This is a genomic window from Nocardia sp. NBC_01499 (genome assembly GCF_045040275.1).
Lineage (GTDB): Bacteria > Actinomycetota > Actinomycetes > Mycobacteriales > Mycobacteriaceae > Nocardia.
In genome coordinates, this window is record NZ_CP109426.1 from 3,049,329 (window position 1) to 3,065,629 (window position 16,301).

The 16,301-nt window shown below is 68.2% G+C and carries 18 protein-coding genes; 6 read left to right on the top strand and 12 right to left on the bottom strand.

What is annotated here, in order from left to right:
- The first annotated feature begins 124 nt into the window (after positions 1-124).
- Entirely contained in the window at positions 125-1,027 is a 903-nt protein-coding gene (locus OG203_RS14070; protein WP_405166089.1) for a hypothetical protein, read from the top strand.
- A 201-nt stretch (positions 1,028-1,228) separates the two neighbouring features.
- Here OG203_RS14070 and OG203_RS14075 read toward each other — a convergent pair whose 3' ends face one another.
- Positions 1,229-1,894 carry a response regulator gene (locus OG203_RS14075; protein WP_405166090.1) on the bottom strand — a complete coding sequence of 222 codons (666 nt, stop codon included), beginning with the start codon at positions 1,892-1,894 and terminating at the stop codon, positions 1,229-1,231.
- 42 nt (positions 1,895-1,936) lie between these two features.
- Positions 1,937-3,145 (bottom strand): sensor histidine kinase, encoded by a 1,209-nt coding sequence (locus OG203_RS14080; RefSeq protein ID WP_405166091.1) that lies wholly within the window; start codon positions 3,143-3,145, stop codon positions 1,937-1,939.
- Between the two features lie 167 nt (positions 3,146-3,312).
- Between OG203_RS14080 and OG203_RS14085 the strand changes: the two genes are divergently transcribed.
- The 3 genes from OG203_RS14085 to OG203_RS14095 are packed head-to-tail and all read left to right on the top strand — an operon-like array spanning position 3,313 to position 6,027.
- Positions 3,313-4,104, top strand: a complete 792-nt coding sequence (locus tag OG203_RS14085; protein ID WP_405166092.1) for a hypothetical protein — start codon at positions 3,313-3,315, stop codon at positions 4,102-4,104.
- Positions 4,101-5,558, top strand: coding sequence for an alpha/beta-hydrolase family protein (locus OG203_RS14090; protein WP_405166093.1), 1,458 nt, complete (start codon positions 4,101-4,103; stop codon positions 5,556-5,558). Before OG203_RS14085 ends, OG203_RS14090 begins: the two co-directional genes overlap by 4 nt.
- Positions 5,559-5,583: 25 nt before the next feature.
- Entirely contained in the window at positions 5,584-6,027 is a 444-nt protein-coding gene (locus OG203_RS14095) for an SRPBCC family protein (RefSeq protein WP_405166094.1), read from the top strand.
- A 208-nt stretch (positions 6,028-6,235) separates the two neighbouring features.
- Here the strand turns inward: OG203_RS14095 and OG203_RS14100 are convergent, their stop codons facing one another.
- The 4 genes from OG203_RS14100 to gatC form a co-directional block, all read right to left on the bottom strand.
- Positions 6,236-6,580, bottom strand: coding sequence for a hypothetical protein (locus tag OG203_RS14100; RefSeq protein ID WP_405166095.1), 345 nt, complete (start codon positions 6,578-6,580; stop codon positions 6,236-6,238).
- Positions 6,581-6,662: 82 nt separating this feature from the next.
- Positions 6,663-8,135, bottom strand: a complete 1,473-nt coding sequence (gatA, locus tag OG203_RS14105; protein WP_405166096.1) for an Asp-tRNA(Asn)/Glu-tRNA(Gln) amidotransferase subunit GatA — start codon at positions 8,133-8,135, stop codon at positions 6,663-6,665.
- Positions 8,132-8,296 carry a hypothetical protein gene (locus OG203_RS14110; protein ID WP_405166097.1) on the bottom strand — a complete coding sequence of 55 codons (165 nt, stop codon included), beginning with the start codon at positions 8,294-8,296 and terminating at the stop codon, positions 8,132-8,134. The genes gatA and OG203_RS14110 overlap by 4 nt, the downstream gene beginning before the upstream one ends.
- Complete coding sequence (gene gatC / locus OG203_RS14115) at positions 8,293-8,592, bottom strand: Asp-tRNA(Asn)/Glu-tRNA(Gln) amidotransferase subunit GatC (protein ID WP_405166098.1); 300 nt, start codon at positions 8,590-8,592, stop codon at positions 8,293-8,295. Before gatC ends, OG203_RS14110 begins: the two co-directional genes overlap by 4 nt.
- 1,669 nt (positions 8,593-10,261) lie before the next feature.
- Between gatC and OG203_RS14120 the strand changes: the two genes are divergently transcribed.
- Entirely contained in the window at positions 10,262-10,912 is a 651-nt protein-coding gene (locus tag OG203_RS14120) for an amino acid-binding protein (protein ID WP_405166099.1), read from the top strand.
- On the opposite strand, the gene OG203_RS14125 is transcribed toward OG203_RS14120, so the two are convergent.
- The 4 genes from OG203_RS14125 to OG203_RS14140 form a co-directional block, all read right to left on the bottom strand.
- Positions 10,876-11,421 (bottom strand): hypothetical protein, encoded by a 546-nt coding sequence (locus tag OG203_RS14125; RefSeq protein ID WP_405166100.1) that lies wholly within the window; start codon positions 11,419-11,421, stop codon positions 10,876-10,878. The genes OG203_RS14120 and OG203_RS14125 overlap by 37 nt on opposite strands.
- Positions 11,422-11,651: 230 nt before the next feature.
- Positions 11,652-12,179: a GNAT family N-acetyltransferase gene (locus tag OG203_RS14130; protein ID WP_405166101.1), complete on the bottom strand. Its 528-nt coding sequence runs from the start codon at positions 12,177-12,179 to the stop codon at positions 11,652-11,654.
- A 52-nt stretch (positions 12,180-12,231) separates the two neighbouring features.
- Positions 12,232-12,579: a hypothetical protein gene (locus OG203_RS14135; RefSeq protein ID WP_405166102.1), complete on the bottom strand. Its 348-nt coding sequence runs from the start codon at positions 12,577-12,579 to the stop codon at positions 12,232-12,234.
- Between the two features lie 48 nt (positions 12,580-12,627).
- Positions 12,628-13,872, bottom strand: coding sequence for an ATP/GTP-binding protein (locus tag OG203_RS14140; protein WP_405166103.1), 1,245 nt, complete (start codon positions 13,870-13,872; stop codon positions 12,628-12,630).
- A gap of 221 nt (positions 13,873-14,093) precedes the next feature.
- Here OG203_RS14140 and OG203_RS14145 point away from each other — a divergent pair, with 221 nt between their 5' ends.
- Complete coding sequence (locus OG203_RS14145; protein WP_405166104.1) at positions 14,094-14,441, top strand: hypothetical protein; 348 nt, start codon at positions 14,094-14,096, stop codon at positions 14,439-14,441.
- A gap of 31 nt (positions 14,442-14,472) precedes the next feature.
- Here the strand turns inward: OG203_RS14145 and OG203_RS14150 are convergent, their stop codons facing one another.
- Both OG203_RS14150 and OG203_RS14155 read right to left on the bottom strand, forming a co-directional pair.
- Positions 14,473-15,507, bottom strand: coding sequence for an S-adenosylmethionine:tRNA ribosyltransferase-isomerase (locus tag OG203_RS14150; RefSeq protein ID WP_405166105.1), 1,035 nt, complete (start codon positions 15,505-15,507; stop codon positions 14,473-14,475).
- A complete protein-coding gene (locus OG203_RS14155) occupies positions 15,504-16,199 on the bottom strand; it encodes an SDR family oxidoreductase (protein ID WP_405166106.1) in 696 nt (231 codons plus the stop codon). The genes OG203_RS14150 and OG203_RS14155 overlap by 4 nt, the downstream gene beginning before the upstream one ends.
- Positions 16,200-16,301 lie beyond the last annotated feature (102 nt).

Consider the following 16,301-nt stretch of genomic DNA (forward strand, 5'->3'; position numbering starts at 1 on the left):
CAACGAAGTACGGCGCGTTCATAATGGCCTTACGCCCGGTTACCGACCGGGTCGGACCGATGAGCTAAATTTTGCACCGCCGACTGACAGCGATGACACGCACTACTGGTGGTGGGGAGGACGCGTGGTGAAGTCGACGGGAACAGGTTCCGCGTTGCGCGGGTTGCTGCGCGGCTCGGCCCTGGTCGCGCTGCTCGGGCTGACCTCGTGCGCGCTGCTCCCCGGCGATCGGCACCAGGCCGACCGGCCCGCTGTCGTCGTCGACACCGCCGGATCGTTCCGCCCAGGCCTGTCGGTGTCCATCCCCGATTCGCTGGCCGCCGACTTCACCCAGCTGCAGCCAACCCTCGGCGGCCAGGTCGGCCTGGCGATCATGCCGGTCGGCGGCGGCCGGATGACCATGTTCGGCGACTGGACCAGTGGCATCGCCTGGTCGACCATCAAGGTCCCGCTGGCCATCGCGGCGCTGCGGCACGACTCGAACACCAGCATCTTCGAGGACGCCGAGGCCGCCATCACCGTCTCCGACAACGATGCGGCCGAGGAACTCTGGCAGTCCCTCGGCGACGGCCTCGAAGCCGCGCAGGCGGTGCAGGACGTGCTCGACGAGGGCGGCGACGCCACCACGAGCGCGGCTGGACCGCGAACCAAGTTGGACTACACGGCATTCGGGCAGACCGAATGGACGCTGGCCAACCAGGTGCGGTTCGCCTCCCGGCTGCCGTGCCTGACGCAGACGTTCAAGGTGACCGAGCTCATGTCGGAGATCACCCCCGATCAGTCCTGGGGGTTGGGCACCTTGGCCGGCTCCGCGTTCAAGGGCGGCTGGGGGCCCGACGACGACACCGGCATCTACACGGTCCGCCAATTCGGGGTGGTGCCGACGCAATCCGGCATGGTCGCGGTCGCCCTTGCGGCACAGGCCGATTCGGGCACCTACGACGACGCCACCGCCATCCTGAGCCGGATAGCCGTGCTGCTCGGACGGCACCTGACCGAGCTGCGCGGCGGGACCTGCGCGCACTGATACGCGCCAGCGCAGCGGGTTAGCTCCCAGCACCACAGGTTGGCGCCCAGCACCACAGGTTGGCGCCCAGCGCGGCGGGTTAGCGCCCAGCACCGTGGGTTAGCGCCCAGCACCGCGAGTTAGCGCTGAGCGCAGCGGGTTGGGACCCAGCACTACAGGTCAGCGCCCAGCGCGGCGGGTTGTGCCCCGGCACTGCGGGTTTCAGCCCGGCGTGACCAGACCCGACTCATACGCCAGCACCACCGCTTGTGCGCGGTCGCGCAGATTCAGCTTCGAAAAGACCTTGGAGACATGCGTTTTCACGGTCTGCTCGGCGACGAACAGCGATTCCGCGATCTCGGTGTTGGACATGCCCTTCGCGATCAGCTCCAGCACCTCGCGCTCACGCGGGGTCAGCGTGGCCAGCGCGGGCGTCGGCTTCGCGCGGGTGGCCGAGCGGCGGCGGGTGACGTCGGCGATGAGCCGCCTGGTGACCGTCGGCGCCAACAGCGCCTGACCGTCGGCGACCACCCGGACCGCGCGCACCAGCTCTTCGGCGGGCGCGTCCTTGAGCAGGAAGCCGCTCGCGCCGATGCTCAGCGCCTCGTACACGTAATCGTCGATATCGAACGTGGTGAGCATCAGCACCCGCACCGGCGGATCGAACCCGGCGGCCAGGATGAGCCGCGCCGCGTCGAGTCCGTTCATCTCCGGCATCCGCACGTCCATCAGGACCACGTCCGGACGCAGCCGCTTGGCCTCGGCCACCGCGATCTTCCCGTCCGGCGCGTCCCCCACCACACTGATGTCGGTCTGGGCGGCGAGCAGGGCACCGAAGCCCTGCCGCACCATCGCCTGATCGTCAGCGATCAACACGGTTATTGCCACGGCCCTACCCTAAGCGGACGCGGGCAGTACCAGCGAGACGGCTCAGTTACCGGCTTGACCGAGCAGGGCGGGGTCCAGGGTCACCGACTGGCTCAGCGGAAGGCGCGCGTGCACCTCGAAGCCGCCATCGGTGCGCGGGCCGGCGGTGAGGTCGCCGCCGACGGCGAGGGCCCTGGCCTGCATGCCCGCGATGCCGTGCCCGCCATTGCCGACCGGGCGGGCGACGGTGGCGGTCGGGCCGTTGCGGACGATCAGCTCCAGCACGGGGCCGACGCGCAGGTGCACCTGGATCGGCGCCTCCGGGGCGTGCCGTGACGCATTCGACAGCGACTCCTGGCTGATCCGATACAGCGCGAGGCCAGCGGCGTCGGGGACGGTCTCCAACGAACCGTCGATCGTCCACGCGATCGGGACGCCCGCGCGCAACGCGCCCTCGAACAAAGTCGGCACGTCGGCGGCCTTGGGTTGCGGCGCGTGCTCGGGGGCCTGGCCGTCGCTGCGCAGCACGCCGAGCATGCCGCGGATCTCGTTGAGCGCCTCGCGGGCGGTGGCGCCGATGGATTCGAATTCGGCACGGGCGGCGGGGGTTACGCCCTCCACCCGATACGGCGCGGTCTGTGCCTGCACCACCACCAGCGACATGTGATGTGCCACCACGTCGTGCAGGTCGCGGGCGATGCGGGCCTTCTCCTCCAGGATCGCCCGGCGGGCCCGCTCGACCTCGGTCTCCTCTTCCTGCTGCACCAACTGCCTGCGCGACTGCACCAGCCACCGCACCAGCAGGCCGAACAGCACCACCGCGCCGAGTGCGATCGGCCAGCCCCACGCCGAACTCCCGCCGCCCGCGCTCGCCATCGTGGTACCGAGCAGCAGCGATGTCGCGACCCAGGCCACGCCGATGATCGGGACCGTCGCGCGCACCGCCACCGCGAGCAGCAGCACGAACAACGCCAGGATGTGCACGACCTGGATCGGCATATCGTTGTTCGGCTGATGCGGAATGGCAAGGGAGATCAGCAATCCCGCGCCCGCCGAGATCGCCCAGCCGAGCGCCGGGTTGATCCGGACGAGCAGCACCGGGAACGCGGCCAGCGCCGCGATGAACGGCTGCACCGCGATCGGCACCGAATGGGTGATGTGCAGCGTCGGCCACGCCACCGCGAAGAAGATGAGGGCGACGAGCACCGTGATGACGTCGAACCACATCCGCCCATTCATTCGCTTTATCTGGGCACGGTTCTGCTGCTTCATACCTACGACCCTAGAAAGTCCAGCGTGCTGCCACGTCATACCCCCGGGTGATTTCGCACCCCGTACCCAGGTGCGAGGGTGCGACCGGGCTCACCCGGCGGCACGGGCCCGGAAACCGGTCCCCGGCGTGAGGCCCGTACGCGGGGTGGGTTCCTAGCCTCTAGATCATGAGCACACCGACCAACGCGGGACCCGCGACCGGGTCCGCACCGGCCGCAGGCGCCCCCCTTTCCTCTTCCGCCACAACCGGTTCCGCGAAGCGACGGGCCGCGGCACTGACCGCCGCCGCGCTGACCACCATGGCGGCCACCGTATTTCTCGCGCCCGCGCCGCATGCCGCGGCGGCGAGCGTGTCCGCGCCGGTCGAGAGCGCCATGGCCAGCGCCGCGGTCGCCGACCTCACCTCGGGCGGGCCCGGTTCGGTTGAGGACATCTCGGACGACTTCACTGCGGAGTTCGGCTACCGGCCGAGCACCCTGGACGGACTTGTGGTGAATCCGCAGGGTGACTGCTCGTCGCCGGTGACGCTGCCCGCCGAGTTCGAGACCTCGTGCAAGGCGCACGACCTCGGCTACGACCTGCTGCGCTACGCCGACCAGCGCGGCGAACCGCTCGGGCCGTGGGCGCGGCAGGCGCTGGACAGCACCCTCGATCGGCACATGCACGAGGCGTGCGAAGGCCGGGTCGATCCGTTCTCGCGGGCCCGTTGCAATGCCATGGCCTCGATCGCCAGCACCTTCGTCGATCTGAATTCGCGCCGTCAGGACTACGGCGCCCCGGTTGTCGAACCGGTCTTCGATGCGGCCGAGAACGGCTCGGCCACCAGGTGGCCGCTGCTCGGGGTGCTCGGTGCGGGATTGGCCGGGCTCGGTGCGGTGCTCACGATGCGCAATAGGAAGCGGGCTAGCGCCGGTTCGGCGCCGATGAATACCACTGAGCTACTGGGGGTTCAGCGATGACCAGCATTCCGTCGGGACCGATCCCGTTCGGCTTCGACGACCTCCGGGCACGAACTACGCTGCGGCACGGTGCAGTCCGTTGGCCGCAGTGGGTGGTCACCGCGGTATCGGCTGCGACACAACGGCTCTCGCTGCCCCGCATCGGGACGACGCTGGCGATCGGGGTTGGCACGCTGGTGTCGCTCGCGCCGGGACTGCTGCCGCGTACGCCTGGGGCGCAGGCGATTCTGACCGGGTTGCTCGTCGCGCTGGCGTTGGGGATCGCGGGGATCGTTCGATTCGTGGTGCGGCGCTGGGGTTTCGACATCAATCACCGACTGCCTCGGGTCCGGCTGCCGTTGTTGATCGCGACTTCGGCGCTGGTTGTCGGCGCGGTCGCGCTGGCCGGGCATTGGCAGAATCTGTTGCGGGCGGCCATGAGTACGGCGCCGATCGGGGTCGGCTACTGGCCGCGGTGGTTGATCGAGTCGGCGCTTATTGTCGGGGCGGCCGCGGGGGTCGCCCAGGCGGTGGGGTGGATGCTGCGCAAGTTGGGTTGGGCGCGTGGGGTTTCGCTTGCCGTGGTCACCTCGGCGTTGGTGTACCTCCTTGCGGCGCCCGCGGTGGTCGGGTGGCAGCAGGCGGCGTATGCCGGTGCCAATGCGGAGCTGGATCCGACTCTGGTGCAGCCCGTTTCGGATGCCAGGTCGGGTAGTGCGGAATCGGCGGTGAGCTGGTCGTCGCTCGGTGCCGAAGGGCGCAAGTTCGTCAGCGGTGCGCCCGTTGGCCCGGCCAGGGTCTACGTCGGGGTGGAATCGGCACCGGATCTGAAATCCCGTGTCGCGCTGGCCGTTCGGGAACTGGAACGCTCCGGCGCCTTCGAACGATCGAACCTCGTGGTGATGGTGCCGACCGGTTCGGGCTGGATCGACAGCAATGCCGTGCGCGGCTTCGACCAACGCTTCGGCGGCGACGTCGCCCTCGTCGGCCTGCAGTACTCCTACGCACCGAGCTGGGTGACCTTCGTCTTCGGCCGCGACGAGGCGGTCGACGCCGCGCGGGCACTGTTCACCGCCGTGGCGAACCGGATCCGCACGCTCGACCACAGGCCCAAGCTCTACCTCTACGGACAAAGCCTCGGCGCGATCGGCGGCAGCTCCGTCTTCGCCGATGACGCGGACCAGGATCGCCGCACCTGTGCCGCCCTCTGGGCCGGACCGCCCGCCGGACAGGTCCACCGCGCCGGTGCGACCGTGCTCGCCAACAGCTCGGACCCGGTGGTCCACTGGTCCCCCGCCCTGCTGTGGCGCGCGCCCGAGCTGACCGGCGCCCGTCTGGATGCCCCACTGCCCCAGTGGCTTCCGGTGGTCAGCTTCGTGCAGACGACCGCCGACCTGCTCGCGGCCCTCGACGCGCCGGCTGGCCACGGCCACCGCTACGGCACCGACCAGGGCACCGCGATGGGCACCTGCTGACATAGAACATGTTCTAATTGCCGACATGGCCTTTGTCATCGACGCCACCGTGGACATCGACGCGCCCGCCGACCTCGTCTGGCAGGTGATCACCGATTTCCCCCGCTACGGCGAGTGGAACCCCTTCGTCAGCGAATGCCGCAGCTCGCTGGTCCCCGGCGAGCCGATCGACATGCTCGTGCACCTCGGCCCCAAGCCCCGCCGCCAGCGCGAATTCATCCGCTCGCACACCCCCGGCCACGAGCTGAGCTACTCGATGAAGCCGGTCCCCCTCGGCACCCTGCACAGCCTGCGCTCACACACCCTCACCCCGCTAGACGGCGACCGCACCCGCTACGAGTCCCACTTCGAACTCGCGGGCTGGCTGCACCCCGTCGTGGTGGCCCTGCTCGGCAAACACCTCCAACGCGGCTTCGCGGGCATGACCGCGGGCGTCAAACAGCGAGCCGAGTCGTTGCGCGTCAGCTGACCAAGATCATGGGGAACTGGTGGCGGCATCGTGCGAGAAGCCCCCGCCACCAGTTCCCCATGATCTTGAAGACGACCGGCATCCCCGCGAAAAGGTGTGCGGGAACGTGCTTTCTGGCGGGCGAGCACCTCATCGCTGCTCTCGGAGTGTGAGTCAGGCGGCAGCGGGGGCCAGTACCTCGGTGGCGAACACCTCGATCGACCTCGGGTCACGTCGAGCACCCGGCGCACGCCGTCGCCGAGTCCAGATGCTCGCTCCGCCCGGTAGTTCCGGTACAGACCCGCCAAACCATCGACCGTGAACTCGACGCACCCGCTTCGGTGAACCGCGCCCGCCAGTGCTCGTCGAGCGGGACGTCGAGATAGCGCACCGGTCTGCCGAGCGCGGCGGCCACCTCGCTCAGGTGCAGTTCTCGAGGACCGCTCAACTCGATCTCGCCGCCGACGGGGCGTCCGGCGGTCAACTCCGCGACCTCGGCGATATCGCGTACGTCGACAAAGCCGGTCGGTGGCCAATTCGAGGTCGTCCAGCTCGGCCCGGGTTTCCTTCGCACACCGCGTCGGGACTTCGCACACCAGTCGGCTAGCTGGCCGGTGTGCGAAGTCCCAAGCAGGTGTGCGAAGTTCGCGTACCGGTCAGGCGATGGGGCCGCGGGCTGCCTCGTAGGCCGCGCCGACGCGGTACAGGCGGTCGTCGGCCAAGGCCGGGGCCATGATCTGGAAGCCGACCGGCAGGCCGTCGTCCTTGCTCAGCCCGGACGGGACCGACATGGCGGGGTGGCCCGCCAGGTTGGTCGGCAGGGTGCACAGGTCGGACAGGTACATGGCCAGCGGGTCGTCGACCTTCTCGCCAAGCTTCCACGGGGTGAACGGGCTCGTCGGCGAGACGAGCACGTCGACCTGCTCGTAGGCCTTGTCGAAGTCGCGCGCGATCAGCGTGCGGACCTTCAGCGCCTGACCGTAGTACGCGTCGTAGTAACCGGCCGACAGCGCGTAGGTGCCGATCATGATGCGGCGCTTGACTTCCGGGCCGAATCCGGCGGCGCGGGTGGCCGCCATCACCTGCTCGGCACTGTGCTGCCCGTCGTCGGCGACGCGCAGGCCGTAGCGCATCGCGTCGAAGCGCGCCAGGTTCGACGACACCTCGGACGGCATCACCAGGTAGTAGGCCGACAGCGCGTATTCGAAGTGCGGACAAGACACTTCGATCACCTCGGCGCCGAGTTCCTTCAGCACCGAGACGGCGGCGTCGAAGGATTCGAGCACGCCCGGCTGGTAGCTGTCGGAGTGAAGTTCCTTCACCACACCGACTTTCACGCCACTCAAGTCGCCCTTGGCACCTTCGCGGGCCGCGGCGACGACCGGCGGCACCGCCACGTTGCGCGAGGTGGAGTCGCGCGGGTCGTATCCGGCGATCACCTCGTGCAGCAGCGCGGTGTCCAGCACCGTCCGTCCGCAGGGGCCGCCCTGGTCCAGCGAGGACGCGCAGGCGACCAGGCCGTAGCGCGACACCGTGCCGTAGGTCGGCTTGGTGCCGACGGTCGCGGTCACCGCGGCGGGCTGGCGGATCGAGCCGCCGGTGTCGGTGCCGATGGCCAGCGGCGCCTGGTTCGAGGCAAGCGCGGCCGCCGAACCGCCGCCGGAGCCGCCGGGGATGCGGGAGGTGTCCCACGGGTTGCGGGTGGGGCCGTAGGCGGAGTTCTCGGTGGACGAACCCATCGCGAACTCGTCCATGTTGGTCTTGCCGAGGATCGGGATGCCCGCCGCGCGCAACCGGGTGGTCAGCGTCGCGTCGTAGGGCGAAACCCAGCCTTCGAGGATCTTCGATCCACAGGTGGTCGGCATGTCGGTGGTGGTGAAAACGTCCTTGAGCGCCAACGGAACTCCGGCCAGCGGCGACGCCGGCGCGGCACCGGAGCCGATCGCGGCATCCACCGCGGCGGCGGCCTCGAGCGCCTGCTCCCCCGACACGTGCAGGAACGCGTGGTACTCGCCGTCGACCTCGGCGATCCGATCCAGGTGCGCACGGGTGACCTCCACCGAGGACACCTCGCCGCCGTGGATCTTGTCGGCCAGTTCCGCCGCGGACAGCGCGGTCAGGTCGCTCATGCCTGCGCCTCGCTGACGCTCGGCTCCGGCATAACCGACCAGTCGGCTGCGCCTGTTGTTCGCTCGCTGCGCTCGCTCATTGCCTGCGCCTCGCTGACGCTCGGCTCCGGCATAACCGACCAGTCGGCTGCGCCTGTTGTTCGCTCGCTGCGCTCGCTCATTCGGGCTCTCCCAAGATCTGCGGAACCATGAACTTCTGCTCCTCGGCCGCTGGGGCGCCGGACAGCGCCTGCTCCGGGGTCAGGCACGGCACGACCACGTCGGGTCGGGTCACGTTCGTCGTCGGGTTCGGCGACGCGGTGGCCGGGACATCGGCGGCGGCGACCTCGGAAATGGTCCGCACGTGGCTCAGGATCGAATCCAGCTGACCGGCGAACTGATCCAGTTCGGCTTCGGACAGCGCGAGCCGGGACAGCCGGGCGAGGTGTGCTACCTCGTCACGGGAGATGGCGGGCACCGCGGGACCCCTTTCGGCTTCGTTTTCAACAGTGGGGATCGCGTCGCAGGGACGCAACAGGATACGAGGTATCCGATAGGACACGACATATCCAACCGGTACAGCCTAGCCACCGACACCAACACCACACCGGCCACCCATCCCTCAGCCCAACGCGATCGCATCGTACGAACGCAACGGGATACACCCCAGTCCGACCGGACATGACTTATCCATCGAGGACCGCCTTGCCACCACCGACACCAACCACCCGCACCCCGGCCCAACGCGATCGCGTCACACGGTCGCGATGGGATACGCCCGATCCGACAGAACACGACATATCCATCGAGGACCGCCTTGCCACCACCGACACCACGACACCGACCACCCGCGCCTCAGCCCACGCGATCACGCCACACGGGCACGACCGGATACACCCGACCCGACGGGCCGTGACGTATCTAGACGGGACATGACGTATCCCGTCGATGCCGCCTTGCCACCAGCAACAGCACGGCGCCTATGCCCTCGGCCCGCGCGGGTCGCGACGTAGGGCACAACGGGACACGGACCATCCAGGCGAGCATCGCATATCGGGCGCAGCCTGGCCGCAACAGCGCGACATCGGCCGCCCATGTCTCGGCCCAACGCGATCGCATCACGCGGGCGCAACGGGATACACCCATCCGACCGGACATGACTTATCCATCGCCACCACCAACACAACGACACCGATCACCCCGGCCCAACACGATCACGCCACACGGACGCAATGGGAGTCGCACAGTCGCGATGGGATACGCCCGATCCGACAGGACATGACATACCCATCGAGGACCGCCTTGCCACCGCCGACAACACGACACCGACCACCCGCGCCCAGGCCCAGGCCCAGGCCCAACGCGATCTCGTCATACGGGCACGACGGGATACACCCGATCCGACAGGACAATGACACATCCCATCGGTGCAGCCCTTCCATCGGCAACAGCGCGATGCCTACGCCTCGGCCAGCGCGGTTGTGTCGCAGGGACACAACGAGATACGCCCATTCCGGCCGAACATCGCATATCGGGCGCAGCGTAGCTACAACAACGCGACACCGGCCGCCCGTGCCTCGACCCAACGCGATCGCGTCACGCGGGCGCAACGGGACACCCACAGTCCGACGGGACATGGCATATCCAATCGGTGCTGCCTTGCCACCGCCAACAACGCGACACCGACCCCCGCGCCCCTGGCCAACGCGATCGCGCCACCCGCGCACGAGGGGATACACCCGATCCCACAGGACACGACACATCCCATCGGTGCAACCCTTCCCATCGGCAACAGCGCGATGCCTACGCCTCGGCCAGTGCGATTGTGTCGCAGGGGCACAACGGGATACGGACCATTCCGGGCGAACATCGCATATCGGGCGCAGCCTCGCTACAACAGTGCGACACCTGCCGCTTGTGTCCGAACCCGGCGGTAGGCTTGGCGAGCCGCGCACGGCAATGATTCGGTCGATCCGGTTCTACGACACGGTTTCCCAACTAGTTCGACACGCCGTATTGTCACGAAATCGCCGCGTGGCGTACATCACTGGCCGTACTTCGAGTCGATTACTGGGGCGCGGGGGTGTAAGTATTGCGTGACCCGGGTATCCGTTGAGAGCCTCGGCCGCCCTAGGAAAGGAACGCACGTGTCGTATCTGCTCCGCGTGCAACTTCCGGATCGACCGGGAAGCCTCGGTGCCCTCGCGCTCGCGCTCGGCTCCGTCGGCGCCGACATTCTCTCGTTGGACGTGGTGGAACGCGGCGCCGGTTTCGCCGTCGACGACCTCGTCGTCGAGGTGCCCCAGGGCGCGCTACCCGACACACTGATCACCGCCGCCGAATCGATCGGCGATGTGCGCGTCGACTCCATCCGCCCGTACTCCGGCGTGCTGGACACCCACCGCGAACTCGAACTCATCGACCAGGTCGCCAGCGCCAAGGACGACCGGCTGCAGGTGCTCGTCGACGGCGTGCCCCGAGTGCTGCGCGTCGGCTGGAGCACCATCATCGACATGGGCCCGCAAGGCGCCTACCGCGTGGTCGGCAGCCCGAGTGCGCCGGAGACACAAGCGGGTTCGGCGCCGTGGATGCCGCTGGAAAAGCCAGCTACCCTCGACCCCGAGTCCGAATGGGTCCCCGAGATCTGGCGCGACATGGACACCAAACTCGCCGCCGCCCCCCTCGGCAACACCGGCAAGGTCCTCCTCCTCGGCCGCCCCGGCGGCCCCGACTTCCGCCCCTCCGAAGTAGCCCGCCTCGGCTACCTCGCCGGAATAGTCGCCACCGTCCTCGGCTGACCCTTCCCCGCCGCCAACGGGACACAGTGGCGGAGAAGTACGAGCAGCGCCGCCCTCATGTCCCATCCGATGGAAAGCTCTGCCACGCGCGGGACATGGTGGCGGAAAAGTACGAGAAGCAGCGCCCTCATGTCCCGTCCGACGGACAACTCCACGGCGAGCGGGACATAGTGGCGGGACAGCACGAGAAGCAGCGCCGTCATCTCCCCGATCGACGTCATCTCCCTGTCCGACGTCTTCTCCACAGTGAGCGGGACATGGTGGCGCAAAAGCACGAGAAGCAGCGCCCTCATGTCCCGAGCGACGGACACCTCTACGGCGAGCGGGACATAGTGGCGCAAAAGTGCGAGAAGCGCCGCCCTCGTGTCCCGACCGATGAACACCTCTACGGCGAGCGGGACATAGTGGCGCAAAAGTGCGAGAAGCGCCGCCCTCGTGTCCCGACCGATGAACACCTCTACGGCGAGCGGGACATGGTGGCGCGAAAGCACGAGAAGCAGCGCCCTCATGTCCCATCCGAAGAACACCTCCGCCCCCGAGCGGGACATAGTGGCGCGAAAGTTCGAGTGGCGCCGCCCTCATGTCCCATTCGACGGACGGCTTTGCCGCGAGCGGGACATGATGGCGGGAAAGCACGAGTGGCAGCGCCCTCATGTCCCGTTCGACGGACTCCTCCGCAGCGAGCGGGACATGGCGGCGCGAATGTGCGGGTAGCCGCGCCGTCATGTCCCGTTGGGCGTTAGCTCTGGAGGTCTAGGCGGAGGACAGTGAGGAGTTCGCCTGAGGGGGTGTGCCAGTCGCGGTCGGGGGTGGGGGTGAAGCCGAAGCGGTCGTAGATGCGGCGGGCGTCGGTCATGGCGGGCATGGTGGTGAGGGCTATTGCGTGGAAGCCCTCGGCCTTGGCTATGTCGATTACGGTGCGCACCAACGCGGTTCCCGCGCCGAGGCCGCGTGCCGTCTTCGAGACGGCGAGCATGCGGAACTCGAGTTCGCCGGGGCGCGCGATCTCCGCGTACGGAGTGCCGGGGCGGGCGACGGTGAGCGAGCCGACGATCCGGTCGGCGTGCGTCGCCACCAGGAGTTGCGCGGACGCGCCGCGATGCGCGGTATCGGCCAGCTCAGCGGCGTACGGGGTGTCCGCGCGGACAAAGCCTTCCCCGACATAGACATCCACGGTCAGCGCGCCGACCGCGTCGTACTCGTCCGGCTCCGCCGTCCGGATGACCAATCCCACGTTCTCGGCGCCGGTACCTGCCTTCGCATCCATACCAGGCATCGTGCCATCCGACGTAGAACGGTCTACGTCACACATGCCAACGTCAGGAGCCGAGGCTCGGGCGGGCACCGGGATGCGCGATCCGCCAGCGCTCCGGCTTGCCCGCCGGGTAGACAACGGTGATCAGATCCCCGATCGACGGCCACGCGTTGACGTCCCACGCGAAGCGCCCGTAGACCACGGTGCCCTGCACGGACGAACCGGTCACATTGCCGGTGATGGTCACGTACTGCTCGCCGACCACATCGTCCGGCCGCGGGCTCACCCCAGTGACGTACAGCGTGCCGGTCTCCCCCTGCGCTGGCCGAAAGCTGCCGCGCCCGCGCAGATACACCGCGACCACGCCGACCAGGGCGACGATCATGATCAGCAGCATTCCGAACTCCAGCATGGCCCCATGCTATTGCGCCCGGCGGACAAACCCGACCACCGCCGGTCGCTACACCGTGGCGAGCTCGCTGGTGCCGTGTTCGGTGCGACGAACCTGCCAGACCGCGCTGCGGGTGCGCGAAGAACGCCCGTTGCCACGATCGATCAGCGCGCGGTTGTTGGTGGTGTAAATCAGTTGGGCGCCATGGGAATTGGTTTCCGGGTTCTGGAAAAGCTGGATCAGGCGGTCGGTCTCCTCGGCGGGCAGGTGCGCGCCGATATCGTCGATGGCGAGGACACGCCCGGAGTCGAGTGCGTCCAGCATGGTCGGCAGGACGCGCAGCAGCGACTGGGTCGCGGCGGACTCATCGGTGATGTCGAACGGGTTGGTGATGCCGTCGTGCACCAGACCGAGCCCGACCCCGCGCCGGGCAACCATCCGCGTGTACAGCGCGTCCCTGGCGGCCTTCAGATTGGTCAGCTCACGCTCGAGCAGCACCGGGGTGAAGCCGTTCTCGCGCAGCAGCCGGTCGGCGAAGTCGGCCGAGGTGGCGCACAGTTCGATCTGCTTGCCGAGCGCGGCGATGTCGGCGTCCAGGTCGCGCAGGTAGTCCGCGTACATCGGATCGTTCTCGGCGATGAGCAGATCGGTGATGCCGAGCTCGGCGGTGCGCAGCAGCATGAGCAGGCGCGCGGCATTCTCCGGCGAGCGGGAAATGTGCCCGCCGAGCCGATGCGCGATGGCCGCCGGATCGGCCGGGCCGAGCTGCACCTCCAGCATCGACTCGAACCAGCGGTAGGCGGGCACCAGCGCATCGGCGTACATCTGCCCAGCGAGGCTGAGCAGCAACGCATTCGGGCGCACCAGCGGCACCAGCGCGGCGATCCCGTAGCGCGCCGCCTCGAACATCGGACCGATCTTGATCTGATCACCGTTGCGCTCGAACACAATTCGCTTGCGCGAGCGCGGCTGGGTGTAGAGCCACTCGGCGGTGACGTCGGCACTGTCGAGCCGGAAGCCGTAGGTGTAGGGCACCCCTTCGGCCACGAAGCCCGCCACGAATTCCGAAGGGCGGTCCGGGAATCCGAGATGCGGCGCCCGCGCAGGTCCGGCGTACGGGTCCCAGCCGGTCACCGAATGCAGCACCGCGTCGCGCATCTGCCCGAGCGCATCGATCAGGTTCGTCTTGCCCGCCGCCGCGGCACCGTGGATGGCGGTCACCGGCACCGCGACCGGCCCACCCCCCTTGGTCAGCCGTAGTTCCTGCCCCTCGGCCAGCGATCTGTGATTCGTCACCTGAAAACTGCGCAGCATCCCGCCATCCTTTCGTCCCCGTCGACACGCCGCGACAGCAGGGGCTGCCACGCACTGGACGGAAGATGATTCATAGCGAATGCGCATAGCACGAGCGTTGGCGGGTGGTGCGCGCCGATAGGCCGACAAAGACGCTGGTTACGGGTTAGCATGCTGGACGCCACGACTTGTTCGTGTGCCGTTATTGCTGGAACGTTCGAAACTGATGGGTAGCGATAGGTATGACGGTTCGTCGTCTTGTAGTCCGAAGCTCCGTCGCCGCCGCCATCACCCTTGGGTCGATAGTGGTCGTCGCGCCGCAGGCCGTCGCCGAGACGTGTCCGGACGGCTCAGCGCGGATCTTCTTCGCCAACGCCGATCCCTCGTGTCAGACGGGGAGCGCGAGCTACAGCGCGGAGACGATCTCGAAGGTCTGCTCGATGACCGGGGCCGATGTCGTCGCCGAGGCCGTCTACTTGAACGCCAAGAAGAAGCCCGTCACCACCAGGCTCGAACTGAGCAACGGAACCTGCGGGCGATTCCCGATCGCGGGCCAGCAGAGCGCGACTGTCGCCGTTACGCCCAACTGACCCCTGCGACTTCCGAATGCCGGGTAGCCGCTCACCGCTCGCGCAGTAGCAAGGCACTGTCACCGAACTCGTGCCAGAGATACCCCGTGTCCAATGCCACCGAATATGCTTCGTGGACAACGGTTTCGCCGGCCACCGCGACCAGCAGATCCAGGTGGGAAGCACCGGGCGCGTGCCAGCCGGTGATCAACCCATCGACCACGCGGGCCGGACGATCCGCGCCGAGGACGAGCTCGGTCCACCCGTGCGCCGCACGTACGCGGCCCGATGGGTCGGTAACGGTCTCCAGCGCGCGGGTGACGGTGGTGCCGACAGCGATGATGCGACCGCCCGCGGCTTTCACGTCGTTCACCGTGCGTGCTGTCGAATCCGAGACGACGAAACGTTCCGGGCTCGGCGGTTCACCCGCCTCCGGCGAGGACACCCCGGTATGCAAGGTGATCGGCGCGATCCCGACACCGGCGGAGATCAGGTCGAGAACCAGTCGTTCGGTGAACGGCCTTGCCGCGCTGGGCATTTCCGCGCTACCCGGGACCCGTCCGAAGACAGTCGCGTAGTACGACGCTGACCACCGTTGCGGCACATAGGAATAGGTGATCGGGTAGCCGTAAACCTCCAGTAGACAACGCGGATCAGTCGTGACATCAACCACCCACAGGCGACGCGCACCGGCCAGCCACGGTTCACGGAGCGTGGCTCGCGCACCCGCCGGCAGCTGAATGATCATCCCCGCCGAAAGCTCCTCTGCGGGAAAAGGAGTGCGCGCGGTGGTGCGGACCTCCACCACCCAGCCGCCGTCGTCCAGCCACGTCGCGAAGTGCACAGCGATCGGTCGATCAGCCATCCGGCCGTCGACCGCTGCCGCCATGGTTGCCGAATTATTCACCACCACAAGGTCACCCGGCCGCAGCTGCCGCGGCAGTTCGCGGAACCGTGCGTGCGTGAGCTGATCTCCGGCGACGAGCAGGCGGACCTCGTCGCGGGCCAACCCGCGCGCCTCTGGCGGTGCGACGGCATTGCGTTCGGGCGGCAGGACAAAGGAGCGCTGCGCCAACGTGACCGTCATGAGGCGCGACCTACCGCGAAATCGGCGGCGGAATAGCGCGCGTTCTTCGGTTTCTCGTGCAGTAGGCGCAGCAATGCGGGCACGACGGTGTCGGGTTCCGGCCGGTCGGAGATGTCGTCGCGGGGGAACGCGGCCTGCTGCATCTCGGTCCGCATGTCGCCGGGATCGAACGCGTAGATCGACAGCTCAGGATGCTCGGCGCCCAGAATCGCGGTGAGCTGCTCGAGCGCGGCCTTCGACGAACCATAGCCGCCCCATTCGGGATACGGCTCGATCGCGGCGTCGGAGCTGATGTTCACCACGCTGCCGCCCGCGGCGAGCAGTGGCAGCGCGAACTGCAGAATTGCCAGCGGGGCAAGGACATTCGTCCGGTAGACCAGTTCGAGTTCGTCGAGTGGATAGTCGTCGAGCCGGGCGAGCGGGCTCGGCCCGAGCCTGCTCGCATTGTTCACGATCAGCGCGAGTTCCCCGGCGCCGCTTACTGTTTCGGCCAGCAGCGCGCGATGCGCCGGATCGGTCACATCGCCGGGAATCGCGATGAACGCGGCGCCGAGTTCCTCGGACACCCGCGTCAGCCGCTCGGCCCGTCGACCGGTGCCGATCACTCGCCAACCGCGTTGGACGAGTGCGCGAGCGAGCGCCAACCCGAGTCCGGCGGACGCGCCGGTGATCAGTGCCGTGGGACGAGCCATGAGAACCTCCTGGTAGTTACCTACCGCTCCATCCTCATACCTGAAGTGAAGTTCAGGTCAAGCACTGTTCGCCGACAGCGCACCGCGCCCGGCGAATACCGC

Excerpts from the sequence above, each read along its gene's own strand:
- OG203_RS14080 (WP_405166091.1), bottom strand. The coding sequence starts at position 3,145 with ATGAAGCAGCAGAACCGTGCCCAGATAAAGCGAATGAATGGGCGGATG.
- OG203_RS14085 (WP_405166092.1), top strand. The coding sequence starts at position 3,313 with ATGAGCACACCGACCAACGCGGGACCCGCGACCGGGTCCGCACCGGCC.
- OG203_RS14090 (WP_405166093.1), top strand. The coding sequence starts at position 4,101 with ATGACCAGCATTCCGTCGGGACCGATCCCGTTCGGCTTCGACGACCTC.
- OG203_RS14095 (WP_405166094.1), top strand. The coding sequence starts at position 5,584 with ATGGCCTTTGTCATCGACGCCACCGTGGACATCGACGCGCCCGCCGAC.
- gatA (WP_405166096.1), bottom strand. The coding sequence starts at position 8,135 with ATGAGCGACCTGACCGCGCTGTCCGCGGCGGAACTGGCCGACAAGATC.
- OG203_RS14110 (WP_405166097.1), bottom strand. The coding sequence starts at position 8,296 with ATGAGCGAGCGCAGCGAGCGAACAACAGGCGCAGCCGACTGGTCGGTT.
- OG203_RS14125 (WP_405166100.1), bottom strand. The coding sequence starts at position 11,421 with ATGAGGGCGCTGCTTCTCGTGCTTTCGCGCCACCATGTCCCGCTCGCC.
- OG203_RS14130 (WP_405166101.1), bottom strand. The coding sequence starts at position 12,179 with ATGGATGCGAAGGCAGGTACCGGCGCCGAGAACGTGGGATTGGTCATC.
- OG203_RS14135 (WP_405166102.1), bottom strand. The coding sequence starts at position 12,579 with ATGCTGGAGTTCGGAATGCTGCTGATCATGATCGTCGCCCTGGTCGGC.
- OG203_RS14140 (WP_405166103.1), bottom strand. The coding sequence starts at position 13,872 with ATGCTGCGCAGTTTTCAGGTGACGAATCACAGATCGCTGGCCGAGGGG.
- OG203_RS14145 (WP_405166104.1), top strand. The coding sequence starts at position 14,094 with ATGACGGTTCGTCGTCTTGTAGTCCGAAGCTCCGTCGCCGCCGCCATC.
- OG203_RS14150 (WP_405166105.1), bottom strand. The coding sequence starts at position 15,507 with ATGACGGTCACGTTGGCGCAGCGCTCCTTTGTCCTGCCGCCCGAACGC.
- OG203_RS14155 (WP_405166106.1), bottom strand. The coding sequence starts at position 16,199 with ATGGCTCGTCCCACGGCACTGATCACCGGCGCGTCCGCCGGACTCGGG.